Genomic DNA, 12,451 nt, shown 5'->3' on the forward strand with positions numbered 1-12,451 from the left:
AAAGGTGTATCCATGTCTCGTGTGTGCGAACTGACCGGTAAGGGCGTTCTGACCGGCAACAACGTAAGCCACGCCAACAACAAGACCCGCCGTCGGTTCCTGCCGAACCTGTGCCAGGTCACGTTGATCTCCGACGCTCTCGGCCAGCGTTATCGCCTGCGCGTTTCGGCGCACGCTCTGCGCTCCGTCGAACATCGTGGCGGCCTCGATGCCTTCCTGTTGAAGTCCGACGAGACCGAACTGTCGATGCGCGCTCGCCTGCTGCGCCGCCAGATCGTCAAGAAGACCGCCGAAGTCGCTGCTGCGGCCTAATCGGTCTGACGACAAATCATCCGGCTTTGAACAAGGCTTGAACGGGTAATACCGGCCAGGCCTTTTCTCTTGGCCTTCATAAAACTCCAACTGGTGGCATCACCCAGGATAAAAAAATGCTGAACTCACGCTATACTTTCATCTATGCCCTGCTGATGGCGGCCATCGTCGGCGCCTCGAATTTCCTGGTGCAGTTTCCGGTCACGGGAACGCTCTGGGGCATCGCCCTTGGCGATCTCCTCACCTGGGGCGCGTTCACCTATCCCGTCGCATTCCTGATCACTGACCTCACCAATCGCCAGTTCGGTCCCTCGATTGCGCGACGCGTCGTACTTGTCGGTTTCGTCGTCGGCGTCGCGCTGTCCTTCTGGATTTCCGTTCCGCGCATCGCCATCGCATCCGGCACAGCCTTCCTGATCGGCCAGCTTCTCGACATCTCGGTGTTCAATGAACTGCGCCGCAAGACCTGGTGGAAGGCGCCGCTGGCGGCATCGCTGATCGGCACCGTGATCGATACGATCCTGTTCTTCTCGCTGGCCTTCGCCCCGCTCTTCGCCTTCATCGGCCCGAACGAGGATTTCGCCATCCAGTCTGCACCAATCCTCGGCGCGTTTGCCGCAGTGGCCCCGCGCTGGATCTCTTGGGCGCTCGGCGACCTCGTGGTCAAGATTCTGGTCGGCGTCGTCCTGCTTCTGCCCTATGGCGCACTGATGAACGTGCTGAAGCCGATGCCGCAGGTCGCTCCGGCCCGCTAAAACTCAAGCGCCGACATTCCGCCTGGCATCATTGCGTCAGGCGGAATTCCAGCATCACGTTACGCTGCAGCAGATTGCCGTTGTCATCCGAAATCAGGATCAGATGCGGCTTGCCCTCCGGCCCGGTGATGACGTCGAGCCCTTCCATGTTGTCGATGGCATAACCCATGTCGGCATCGACCAGCACTTCGCCGTCGACGACGGCGCCGGGGCGGATGCTGTCGCCCTTGATGAGGCGGATGCGCATGCCGAGACCGCCGAGAAAGCTGAAGCGGCGTTCGAGCAGCAGGAAGTCGCCGTTCGGCAGGAAGGCGCCATCGGTCGCGTCGAACGGATCGTGCCGCACCACCGTGAACACGCCCTTGAGCGGCCCTTCCAGGATCGCGGCGAAAAGGTTCCCCTGGTCATCGAGGCTATGCTCGGTGACCACGATGGGCGATCCCTTGAGCGGACTGGCCTGGGGCGAGACCGCCACCGTCTCCATGCCCGCATTCATCCGGAACTCGTGGCGGGGGATCGGCAGATCGAGGCTTTTCAGGGGAACAGAGATCTCGAACCCCGGATCGGGATAGGCATCGACGCGATGCAGCTGCTCGAAGCTGACGATCGCCTGGCCATCCCTCAGCGCCAGACCCTCGGCGTCGGACGTATATTTCGAACCGACCCGTCCGCCGCGGATGAGGATCGGATTGATGGCGAGATCGGCGAGGTTGGCGAGGCGCCCCTTGGCATCCCGCTCGATGCGGCCGGTCAGCCACGAACCGGTATCAAGCACCGACACGAACCTTTCGCCATCGGCGCGAAAGCGGATGCTCGACAACGACTGCAGCCGGCTATCGGACGATGAAAATTCGATTCCACCGAGAAATTCGAGCGATCCAAAGCGTGTTTCCGCCGAACCACGCTTGAATTCGGTGATCGCGCGCGCCCTGACCGAGATATTTTCGGTAGCCGGCGCCACCGGGGAAGCGATGGCGCCAAAAAGGCCGGCCCAGACGACGAGGCGGGAAAGTTTCAAGCGGCCGACCTCAGCTGGCCCGTCGCATGCGGCCCTGCTGCCTGCCGTTTTCCGCAAACAGTTCGGCGAGCTGCTCGGTCATCGCGCCGGCAAGCTCGTCCGCATCAACGATGGTCACGGCCTTGCGATAGTAGCGCGTCACATCATGGCCGATGCCGATTGCCAGCAGCTCCACCGGCGAGCGCGTCTCGATCTGCTCGATCACGGCGCGAAGATGCCGCTCGAGATAATTGCCCGGATTGACCGACAGCGTCGAATCGTCGACCGGCGCGCCATCCGAAATCATCATCAGGATCTTGCGCTGCTCGCGGCGGGCGATCAGGCGGTTATGCGCCCACATCAGCGCTTCGCCGTCGATGTTTTCCTTGAGCAGGCCTTCGCGCATCATCAGGCCGAGATTGCGGCGTGAACGGCGCCACGGCGCATCCGCCGACTTGTAGACGATATGGCGCAGGTCGTTGAGGCGGCCGGGCGTCGGCGGTTTGCCGCTCGCCAGCCACTTTTCGCGCGCCTGCCCGCCCTTCCAGGCCTTGGTGGTAAAGCCGAGGATCTCGACCTTGACGCCGCAGCGCTCCAGCGTGCGGGCCAGGATATCGGCGCAGGTGGCAGCGACCGTGATCGGCCGGCCGCGCATCGAGCCGGAATTGTCGATGACCAAGGTCACGACCGTATCGCGGAACTGCGTGTCGCGCTCCTTCTTGAAGGAGAGTGGCTGCATGGGGTCGATGATCAGGCGCACCAGACGGGCCGGATCGAGATACCCCTCTTCCAGATCGAAGTCCCAGGAGCGGTTCTGCTGCGCCATCAGGCGGCGCTGCAGGCGGTTGGCAAGCCGGCCGACGGCACCCTGGAGATGGGCAAGCTGCTTGTCGAGGAAGGCCCGCAGCCGGTCGAGCTCCGCTTCGTCGCAAAGCTCCTCGGCCGTGATTTCCTCGTCGAATTCCTGGGTGAAGATCTTGTAGTCGACCTTCTCGTTGAAATCGTCGAACGGACTGTTGGGCCGCCGGGTCTCGCCGGGCGTCTCGGAATGTTCGTCGCTATCGTCCGACATGTCGTCGTCGGACATTTCCGCGCCGTCCATCTCGCCGTCGTCCATTTCCTCGTCGGAAGCGTCGCTCTGCTCGGCAGGTGCAGCGTCGGAGCCGGCCTCTTCCTCGACCTCGTCGTTCTCGGTCTCGTTGCTGCGCGGCTGGTCCTCCTGGTCCGGGTTCTCCATCTCCTCCGGATCGGTATCGTCGTCGGCAAACTCCTCCGCCATCTGCATGGAGGTCAGCATGTGCCGCACCAGCTTGGCGAACGCCTGCTGGTCCTCGATCACGTTGCGGAGGTTGTCGAGATCGCCAGCCGCCTTGTCCTCGATGAACGGACGCCAGAGATCGAGCACCTTGCCGGCGCTCGGCGGCGGCTTGATGCCGGTCAGCTTTTCGCGCACCAGCATGGCGACCGCCTCGCCGATCGGCGCGTCTTCCTGCCGTTCAACGCCAGAGAAATTCGCCTTCGAGTATTTTTCCGCATGCATTGAACTGAGGTTCGACGCCATGCCGGCCATCCGCAATGCGCCAATCGACTCGACGCGCGCCTGCTCGACGGCGTCGAAGACGACGCGTGCGTCGGCGCCCTGCGGCGACATGCTGGCATGCACGTTGGTATCGTGGCAGGCGATCCGAAGCGCCATGGAATCGCCGAGCCCGCGGGTCACCGCGAGCTCGTGTGCGGTCGGCCGCTTGGAGATTTCCGGCAGGCGGATGCGCTCGCCGGCAAGGCCCGGACGCTCGTTGGCGAACGTGACCTCGACTTCCGCGTCACCGGCGATGGAACGCACGCAGCCGGTAATTGCCCGCCGCAACGGTTCGGTATCGACCGGACCGCCGGATTTGGCTTTCGAATTGTCTCCGCGACCTGCCATGATCTCGTCTCCGCTTAGGCTCCGAGGACGATGTTGGCGGCACTTTCCTTCAGCTCGACGCCGAAGGCACGCTGGTACTGTTCGGCGACCAGCGTGCGTTCCAGTTCGTCGCACTTGTTGAGGAAGGTGATGCGGAAGGCGAATGCAATGTCACCGAAGATCTCGGCGTTTTCCGCCCAGGTAATGACGGTACGCGGGCTCATGACGGTCGAGAGATCGCCGTTGATGAAGGCCGAACGGGTAAGATCCGCGACGCGCACCATCTTCGACACCGTCTCGCGGCCCTCGGCCGTGCGACCGAAGGACTTGACCTTGGCGGCGACGATGTCGACTTCCTTCTGGTGCGGCAGATAGTTCAGCGTCGTCACGATCGACCAGCGGTCCATCTGTGCCTGGTTGATCTGCTGCGTGCCGTGATAAAGGCCGGTCGTATCGCCGAGGCCGACCGTGTTGGCGGTCGCGAAGATGCGGAATGCCGGGTGAGGACGGATGACACGGCTCTGGTCGAGCAGGGTCAGGCGGCCGGAGGATTCCAGAACGCGCTGGATGACGAACATGACGTCCGGGCGGCCGGCATCGTATTCGTCGAAGACGAGCGCGACATTATGCTGGTAGGCCCAGGGCAGGATGCCGTCCTTGAATTCGGTGACCTGCTTGCCATCCTTCAGGACGATCGCGTCCTTGCCGACGAGATCGATACGGCTGACATGGCTGTCGAGGTTGATACGCACGCACGGCCAGTTGAGGCGAGCTGCGACCTGCTCGATATGGGTGGACTTGCCGGTGCCGTGGAAGCCGGACACCATGACGCGTCGGTTATGTGCAAAGCCGGCGAGAATGGCGAGCGTCGTATCGCGGTCGAACAAGTAGTCCGGGTCGAGATCCGGTACGTAGGGGTCGCCGCTGCTATATGCCGGAACCCTGATATCGCTGTCGATGCCGAAGACTTCCCTGACCGAAACGGTGGTGTCGGGAAGGTTGGAAATATCTAGATCAATCTTACTCATCGTCTCTCCAAGGCGCGAGCCGCCGCCCGGCCGTCATCCTTACTGCCATAATTTTTACGGCTTAGCAGAAACCCGCCTGCTTCAACAACTGATATGCTTGAATGACGGCACGAAAACGTTCTTCCGAACCGCGGTCGCCGCCATTCGCATCCGGATGATGTTTCTTGACTAGTTCCTTGTAGCGGGTCTTGATCTCCGCAGCCGACGCATTGGCCGCCAACTCCATCGTATCGAAGGCTTTGGCTTCCAATGTCTTCAGCTTGCGCCCCTGCGTCTGGAAACGGGGGCCGGCCGCCCGCGCACTGGACACGAAGCCGAACGGATCCCTGAAGCGCTGCTGGGCGCCGGTGGCGCCGGCAGCCCCCGAACGCGCCGTCGAATGAAGCGGGGCATCCTTGGCGGCCTTGTTGACGCCGACAGTCCAGGTCGGGCGATGGCCGGTGATCGCCTCTTTCTGGTAACGGGCGATCTCGCTGTCCGAGAGGCCGGAGAAATAGTTATAGCCCTTGTTGTATTCCCTGACGTGTTCGAAACAGAACAGAAAGAACTGGCCTTCCGCGTTGCGGCCAACGGGTGCACGATGGACGCCGGGTTTGTCGCACCCGTCCCATTGGCAAGTGGGCGCTTCAGGCACAGCTTCCTGCTGCCTGTTCTTGCGCGTCCGGATGCGGTCGAAATATTTGGAATCTAGTTTCATAAGGCCCTCATTATGGGGCGACGAACAGGGCGCGGCAAGAATTGACAAAGTTCTTTCTTACTGGTTTGTGGGATGCCCCTTTTGCGTCGCAACGGAGACCGAAATGTCCGTCAAATCCCGGATCGAAATCACGCTCACCGACAATCTCGAACCGGAACGGCTGGTCGTCATCGATGAAAGCCATCAGCACGCCGGCCATCAGCCCGACATCACCGGAACCGGCGAGACCCATATGCGGGTCCGCATCGTTTCGAAAAAGTTCTCCGGAATGAGCCGGCTCGACCGGCATCGGACGGTGAATGCCCTGCTGAAGCCGGAACTCGACGCCGGGCTGCATGCGCTCGCGGTGGAGGCTGCGGCACCGGGCGAGCCGACACGCTGGTAGCTGGGCTTAGATAGGGATGGCGGGGTGAGAGGCCAAGGTAGGGGCATCGCTCATTGTGGGAAATCGCCTTGACCAGCCCGGCCGTTTTTCCAATAGCTGGGGGTGTAGCGGCCGTTTGGAGCCAATAGCGGTCACGGATCAGATAACCGCCCATAATGGAACGATATTCGATTGATGACTACTTCAGATTTTATCGCGCAATCGCGTTGCGATAAAGTACCGGCCCTGTTCATTGTTCCGCTCTTCAACAGCTACACTATCACCGGGTAAAAATTCCCATTCTTCAAAATCCGGTATAGTCTGTGGGGTAATTAAATAGCTGCCATCAGGATTTTTCGTTGCCTCTACGGGCCGCCACACCGGGACAGGTTCATCCGTTAGCTTAACGTGAATAACAAACAAGTCGCTTTTAGAATTTGAAGCCATCGCCGCCAACCTGAATTACGCCTTTAGTTGTATTGTCAATAATTACTGAGCGGCCCGTTTCGGGGTGCTCATAGCGGGTTGCTGCTCCACCCGTCTGATAATTAGTGGCTGGATGCTGCTTTCCGTTTTGTACAGCCTCATCAATTTGTTTATGCGTCCATCCTCGTTGCTCCATTTGCCTCTCAAGCTTTTCTTGATTTTTTATCGAATCGGCCTGCCATTTGTTAGAGCTTTCAGCCTTTGCCTCCTGTTTATCTTTATCTTTATCTTTATCTTTATCTTTGTCGTCATCGGGATCAGGCGTTCCGGTAACGGCTCCTTGAGTGTTTGCCTTGGCATCATCCCTCATTTCCCCGTTGCCCATCTCTGTAGGATAGGCAGCGATGGCGACAACACCGAGCACTGCACCTGTCGTCGCGATTCCCGCTCCTACCGCCGCAGTGGTTCCGCTGCTGAATCCTAATGATGAGAGGAAACCGCCTATCGCTGCTCCAACTGCATCAAAGAACCCTCCGGCCGCAGCAGCTCCCGCCGCGTGACCATTTGGGTCACTTTTGTTGATCGGGTCATTTTCCGAATAGGCGTATCGGTTTGTGCCTACACCCAGCATGGTCGGGTCCATGGGGTCAGGCGAGATAAATCGTGCATTCGCGGCTGATCCGAAAAACCCCAGTACGATGCTGCATGCGAGCAGCAGGCTCAAAAGTCTTTCGAGAATTACCTTCATGAAAAGCCCCACATCTAAAAACGCGCAGCGTTGCGCGGCTGATTCGTCCCCGGATATCAACCTCCGGTTTCGGTGATGTGCGGTCAATAGGGTCAGATTTGCGATCCACAGCGAGCTGGCGCTCTCAATATCTCGCAGATGCAAAACCGGGTGTATTTGATGTCCGCTTCGGGCCGAAAACCGCCAACTCAGCGCTAGACTGAAAGGCTGTCGCGAAACGGACGACTACTCCGCCGGCAGCGTCACATCTTCCGCAGGCCTGATCCTTAGCCGCGTAATCCGGTTCTTCTCCCGCTTCATCACCGTGAAACGCTTCCCATAGAACGTAAACGCCTGCCGTTCTTCCGGGATCAGCTTCGACTCGTGGATGACGAGGCCGGCGATCGTGGTTGCTTCCGCATCCGGCAGGCTCCAGTCGAGCGCCCGATTCAGGTCGCGGATCGGCACCGAACCGTCGACGACGATCGAACCGTCCGCTTCCTGGCGCACGCCCTGGATCTCGATATCGTGCTCGTCGGCGATATCGCCGACGATCTCCTCAAGAATGTCTTCGAGCGTGACGATGCCCTGCACCTCGCCATATTCGTCGACGACGACCGCGAAATGCCCCTTGCGCCGCAGGAAGGCGCTGAGCTGGTCCTTGAGGCTGGTGCTGTCCGGCACGAACCACGGCTTCTGGGCGATCTTGACGATGTCGAGGTTTTCCGGCTCGACATTCGGCTCGGCGAGCGCCCGCAGCAGATCCTTGGCGTGGACGACGCCGATGATGTTCTCGGTCGAATTGCGCCAGAGCGGCATGCGCGTATAGGGGCTTTCAAGCACGGTGCGCACCGCCACTTCCGGCGGGTCGTCGGCATTGACCGCCCGCATAACCGTGCGGTGCCGCATCACGTCGGAGACTTCGAGCTCCTCGAGTTCGAAGAGGCCGTTCAGCCGGTCACGGTCCTGCTTTTCGAAATTTCCGTCGCGATGAACGATATCGAGAGCGGCGTGCAGATCGTCATGGCTGGAAAGCGCCAGGGTTTGTTCCGACAGGGAAACGCCGAGCGCACGAAGAAACCCGCGGATCACCGCGTTGACAGCACGCGACTTGAGGCCCTGTTTGGACGTCATTTCGGCCGCTTTTCCTCCAGGAAACTCAAGACTTCGGACGACGGCACGTCGTTGGCGACGAAGGACTGGCCGATGCCATGGGTGAGGATGAAGGTGAGCTTGCCGCTCATCACCTTCTTGTCCTGCGCAATCGCATCGAGCAGCTTTTCGGTCGGCGGCAGTTTTCCGGGAATATCGCTCATCGACGTGGGCAGGCCGACGGCCTTGAGATGGGCCGTCACCCGCGCCGCGTCGTCCGGGCTTGCAAGGTTCAGGCGCGCCGAGAACTGATGTGCCAGCACCATGCCGATCGCCACGCCCTCGCCGTGCACCAGGCGGCGGCTGTCATATTCGGTCGCCGCTTCCAGCGCATGGCCGAACGTGTGGCCGAGATTGAGCAACGCCCGCCGGCCGGTCTCACGCTCGTCCTCGACCACCACGTCGGATTTCGCCTGGCAGCTGATCGCAATCGCCTCGATCCGCTCCGGGCCGCCGGCAAATACGGCTTTCCAGTTCTTTTCGAGCCACGCGAAGAAATCCGGCTGGTCGATCAGTCCGTATTTCGCTACTTCCGCATAACCGGCCCGGAATTCGCGCTGGGAGAGCGAATCAAGCACCGCGGTATCGGCGAGAACGAGGTCCGGCTGATGGAAGACGCCGAGCAGGTTCTTGCCGTGGCGGGTGTTGATACCGGTCTTGCCTCCGACCGACGAATCGACCTGCGCCAGAAGCGAGGTCGGGATCTGCACGAAGCGTACGCCGCGCCGGACGATGCCGGCCGCAAAACCGGCAAGATCGCCGATCACGCCGCCGCCGAGCGCTATGACCGCGTCGTTGCGTTCGATACGGGCCGACAGCACCATGTCGGTGACCGTTGCCAGATGTTCGAAACTCTTGGTCTTTTCGCCGGCCGGAAGCGTCAGCGACACGGCTTCGATCCCGTCCGTCTGCAGGCTGTCCATCAGCGCTTCGAGATAAAGCGGCGCGACGTGCTCGTCAGTGACGATGGCTGCCTTGCGGCCCTTCAGCCGCGCGGTGATCTCGCCGCCGGCACGCGTGATCAGGCCGGGGCCGATCAGGATGTCATAGGCCCGTTCGCCGAGCGGCACGTGCACCAAACGCTCGGCGTTACGGCCCTCGGATCGGGAAGACATGTTCATTGCAATTCACCTTCGCTGGGCAATTCATCTTCGCCGGACAGATTGGCCACCGCGGAGAGCACCTCGTTGACCACTACGTCCTTGCGGACATTTTCGGACCGCACCGTTACGTCGGCCTCGGCATAGATCGGATAACGCTGGATCATCAGATTTTCGAGCGTCTGCTTGGGGTTCTCGGTCTTCAGCAACGGCCGGTGGTCGCGTTTGTTCACCCGTTCCCACAAAACGTCGAGATCTGCCTTCAGCCAAATGGAAATGCCGCCGATCTTGATCTGGTGGCGGGTGTTCTCATTGATGAAGGCGCCGCCGCCGGTCGAAACCACGCGCGGGCCGCCCCTCAGCAGCCGCTCGATGACCCTAGTTTCCAATGCCCGGAACTCCGTTTCGCCATAAGCCGCAAAAAGTTCGCTGATGGTCATGCGGGAAACCTTCTCGATCTCCGCATCTGTATCGATGAAGGGAATCGAAAGGCTCTGCGCCACCAGCCGGCCGATAGCCGATTTGCCCGCCCCCATCAGCCCGACGAAGATCAGGTTGCGCTTGCCGAGAACGGCGCGCGCCTTTTCGCTGAGGACGGGTGCGGCGGAGGTTGCGGCTTCTGTCATCGTTAAGTCCGTTTCGAGAAAACGGTATCGACAAATGCATCGGCAGCGTCAAGCCGTCGCAACCCTCAAAGAATGCGGGGGATTGTTTGTTCTTGCCGATATGTAAACCTTTATCGATATATTGCGACGCAACCCCAGGAGTCGTGAATGCCCACCCTTTTCCGTTTCCTCTTCGTGCTGGCGGCGATCGCAGGCATCGTTTATGGAAGCATGGTGGCTCTCGTCATGCTGGTGGACCCGCACGAGCGCGATGTGACGGTGCGCATTCCTTCCGAGAGGTTGAACCCGGCAGCGCCGAAACAATAACGGCAGGGAACATGGCCGATCTTTCCCGAGCTCATATCGAAGCCTTTCTCGAAATGATGAGCGCCGAGCGGGGAGCCGCCGGCAACACGCTCACCTCTTACGAACGCGACCTCGAAGATCTGCAGTCCTTCCTCGTTGCCAGCAACACCTCGGCCCTGACGGCTGAAAGCGCCAGTCTCTCCGCCTATCTCGCCCATCTCGGCGCCCAGGGTTTTGCCGCTTCGTCCCAGGCAAGAAAACTGTCGGCGATGCGGCAGTTCTACAAATTCCTCTATGCCGAGGGCCTGCGCGGCGATGACCCGACCGCGATCCTGGACGCGCCGAAAAAAGGCCGTTCACTGCCGAAGATCATGAGCGAGGACGAGGTGACGCGCCTGCTTGACCTCGCTGCCAGGGAGGCCGGCGAACCCGGGCCGGACCAGCTCGGGCGTCTCAGAATGCTGGCGCTGCTCGAACTGCTCTACGCGACCGGCATGCGCGTCAGCGAACTGGTATCGCTGCCGATCAAGGTTCTCGACCAGGAGGGCCGTTTCCTGATCATCCGCGGCAAGGGCAACAAGGAGCGCCTCGTGCCGCTTTCCCGTTCTGCGATCGCGGCCGTCGCATCCTATGGCGAGGTCCGGCGGCTGGCACTCGCAAAGACCGGCGACAGCCCGTGGCTGTTTCCTTCGGCCGGCAAAGGGGGCTATCTGCCGAGGCAGGTGTTTGCCCGCGACCTCAAGGGTCTGGCGGCGCGCGCCGGACTTAGGGCTGCCACGATATCTCCCCATGTGATGCGCCATGCCTTCGCAAGCCACCTCCTCCAGAACGGGGCAGACCTTCGCGTTGTGCAGGAACTGCTCGGCCATTCCGACATTTCCACCACTCAAATCTACACGCATGTACTGGAAGAAAGGCTGCGAGAGCTGGTTCAAACACACCACCCTCTTGCAAAACAGGCCAAAAACCGGGATTAGAGGCCCCAAACACAAAATGGGAACTCCGTGTTCCTGAGATAAAACAACCGGAAACCGGCTCTCATGCAGACTTATCTCGATTTCGAAAAGCCAATCTCGGATCTCGAAGGCAAGATTCACGAGCTTAAAAAGCTCGCCTCTGAGGACGAAAGCATCGATACGTCCGAGGAAATCGGCAGGTTGGAGACCCGGGTCAGGGAAGCCACAAGGGAAATCTATTCCAAGCTTGGCGCCTGGGAGAAAACGCAGGTCGCGCGCCATCCGCAGCGACCGCATTTCCTCGATTACTCCGCCCACTTGTTCACCGATTTCACGCCGCTCGCCGGCGACCGCAATTTCGGCGAGGACGCCGCCATCCAGGCCGGCCTTGCCCGCTTCAACGGCATGCCCGTCGCCGTCATCGGCCAGGAAAAGGGCCATGACACCAAGACGCGTCTCAAGCACAATTTCGGCAGCGCGCGTCCGGAAGGCTATCGCAAGGCAATCCGCGTCATGGAAATGGCTGATCGTTTCCACTTGCCGGTCATCACCCTCATCGACACTGCAGGCGCCTATCCCGGCGTCGGCGCCGAGGAGCGCGGCCAGGCGGAGGCGATCGCCCGCTCGACCGAAATGTGCCTGGGCCTGAAGGTTCCGATGGTTTCGGTCGTGATCGGCGAAGGCGGCTCCGGCGGCGCGATTGCGATTGCCACCGGCAACCGCGTCTACATGCTCGAACATTCGATCTATTCGGTCATCTCGCCGGAAGGCGCGGCATCGATCCTCTGGCGCGATTCGACCCGCGCCCGCGAGGCTGCGACCAACATGAAGATCACCGCCGAAGACCTGAAGGGTCTCGGCATCATCGACGACATCATCCCGGAGCCAGTCGGCGGGGCGCATCGCGAGCCCGAGGCCGTCATCACCGCGACGGGCAAGGTCATCGCTTCGGCGCTGGAAGATCTCGGCAGGCTTTCGGGCGAGGAAGTCCGGGCTGCACGCCGGCAGAAATTCCTCGATATCGGCCGTAATCTGTGATCTCCGGCTGTCCGCCGCTCAAATAGCCAAATTTGGCCATATTGCTGATAACATTGGGGCCTGGGCGGTTTTGCTGGACAGG

Annotated in this window: 14 protein-coding genes and 1 pseudogene; 6 read left to right on the forward strand and 9 right to left on the reverse strand. The window is 60.8% G+C overall.

Going from position 1 to position 12,451, the window contains the following annotated elements; all coding sequences use genetic code 11:
- The first annotated feature begins 12 nt into the window (after window positions 1-12).
- Together rpmB and MOV61_RS09305 are read left to right on the forward strand one after the other, a co-directional pair.
- Window positions 13-312, forward strand: coding sequence for a 50S ribosomal protein L28 (rpmB, locus tag MOV61_RS09300; protein ID WP_151044732.1), 300 nt, complete (start codon window positions 13-15; stop codon window positions 310-312).
- 116 nt (window positions 313-428) lie between these two features.
- Window positions 429-1,067 carry a queuosine precursor transporter gene (locus tag MOV61_RS09305; protein ID WP_247136363.1) on the forward strand — a complete coding sequence of 213 codons (639 nt, stop codon included), beginning with the start codon at window positions 429-431 and terminating at the stop codon, window positions 1,065-1,067.
- A gap of 28 nt (window positions 1,068-1,095) precedes the next feature.
- Here MOV61_RS09305 and MOV61_RS09310 read toward each other — a convergent pair whose 3' ends face one another.
- From MOV61_RS09310 to MOV61_RS09325, 4 genes are all read right to left on the reverse strand, one after another.
- A complete protein-coding gene (locus tag MOV61_RS09310) occupies window positions 1,096-2,085 on the reverse strand; it encodes an esterase-like activity of phytase family protein (protein ID WP_247136364.1) in 990 nt (329 codons plus the stop codon).
- 10 nt (window positions 2,086-2,095) lie between these two features.
- A complete protein-coding gene (gene cobT, locus MOV61_RS09315; protein WP_247035193.1) occupies window positions 2,096-3,991 on the reverse strand; it encodes a cobaltochelatase subunit CobT in 1,896 nt (631 codons plus the stop codon).
- Between the two features lie 14 nt (window positions 3,992-4,005).
- On the reverse strand, window positions 4,006-4,998 hold the full coding sequence (gene cobS / locus MOV61_RS09320; protein ID WP_038546380.1) for a cobaltochelatase subunit CobS: 993 nt from the start codon (window positions 4,996-4,998) through the stop codon (window positions 4,006-4,008).
- Between the two features lie 61 nt (window positions 4,999-5,059).
- Window positions 5,060-5,695 (reverse strand): J domain-containing protein, encoded by a 636-nt coding sequence (locus MOV61_RS09325; protein ID WP_038546382.1) that lies wholly within the window; start codon window positions 5,693-5,695, stop codon window positions 5,060-5,062.
- Between the two features lie 103 nt (window positions 5,696-5,798).
- Here MOV61_RS09325 and MOV61_RS09330 point away from each other — a divergent pair, with 103 nt between their 5' ends.
- Window positions 5,799-6,080, forward strand: a complete 282-nt coding sequence (locus MOV61_RS09330; protein ID WP_046605302.1) for a BolA family transcriptional regulator — start codon at window positions 5,799-5,801, stop codon at window positions 6,078-6,080.
- A 183-nt stretch (window positions 6,081-6,263) separates the two neighbouring features.
- On the opposite strand, the gene MOV61_RS09335 is transcribed toward MOV61_RS09330, so the two are convergent.
- The 5 genes and pseudogenes from MOV61_RS09335 to MOV61_RS09355 all read right to left on the reverse strand — a co-directional run bounded on the left by MOV61_RS09335 (window position 6,264) and on the right by MOV61_RS09355 (window position 10,090).
- A complete protein-coding gene (locus tag MOV61_RS09335; RefSeq protein ID WP_247035195.1) occupies window positions 6,264-6,506 on the reverse strand; it encodes a hypothetical protein in 243 nt (80 codons plus the stop codon).
- Complete coding sequence (locus MOV61_RS09340) at window positions 6,490-7,233, reverse strand: colicin E5-related ribonuclease (protein ID WP_247136365.1); 744 nt, start codon at window positions 7,231-7,233, stop codon at window positions 6,490-6,492. Before MOV61_RS09340 ends, MOV61_RS09335 begins: the two co-directional genes overlap by 17 nt.
- A gap of 225 nt (window positions 7,234-7,458) precedes the next feature.
- A pseudogene (locus tag MOV61_RS09345) lies at window positions 7,459-8,331 on the reverse strand (HlyC/CorC family transporter); the annotation flags it as partial.
- 11 nt (window positions 8,332-8,342) lie between these two features.
- Window positions 8,343-9,485, reverse strand: coding sequence for a 3-dehydroquinate synthase (gene aroB / locus MOV61_RS09350; RefSeq protein WP_247136366.1), 1,143 nt, complete (start codon window positions 9,483-9,485; stop codon window positions 8,343-8,345).
- On the reverse strand, window positions 9,482-10,090 hold the full coding sequence (locus MOV61_RS09355; RefSeq protein ID WP_247136367.1) for a shikimate kinase: 609 nt from the start codon (window positions 10,088-10,090) through the stop codon (window positions 9,482-9,484). The genes aroB and MOV61_RS09355 overlap by 4 nt, the downstream gene beginning before the upstream one ends.
- A 147-nt stretch (window positions 10,091-10,237) precedes the next feature.
- Here MOV61_RS09355 and MOV61_RS09360 point away from each other — a divergent pair, with 147 nt between their 5' ends.
- From MOV61_RS09360 to MOV61_RS09370, 3 genes are all read left to right on the forward strand, one after another.
- Window positions 10,238-10,396, forward strand: a complete 159-nt coding sequence (locus MOV61_RS09360) for a hypothetical protein (protein ID WP_038546390.1) — start codon at window positions 10,238-10,240, stop codon at window positions 10,394-10,396.
- Between the two features lie 11 nt (window positions 10,397-10,407).
- Window positions 10,408-11,352, forward strand: coding sequence for a site-specific tyrosine recombinase XerD (gene xerD, locus MOV61_RS09365; protein WP_247136368.1), 945 nt, complete (start codon window positions 10,408-10,410; stop codon window positions 11,350-11,352).
- Between the two features lie 63 nt (window positions 11,353-11,415).
- Window positions 11,416-12,369 (forward strand): acetyl-CoA carboxylase carboxyltransferase subunit alpha, encoded by a 954-nt coding sequence (locus MOV61_RS09370; protein WP_038546395.1) that lies wholly within the window; start codon window positions 11,416-11,418, stop codon window positions 12,367-12,369.
- Window positions 12,370-12,451: the final 82 nt, after the last annotated feature.

The organism is Neorhizobium sp. BETTINA12A, from assembly GCF_023006485.1.
Taxonomy (GTDB): Bacteria; Pseudomonadota; Alphaproteobacteria; order Rhizobiales; family Rhizobiaceae; genus Neorhizobium.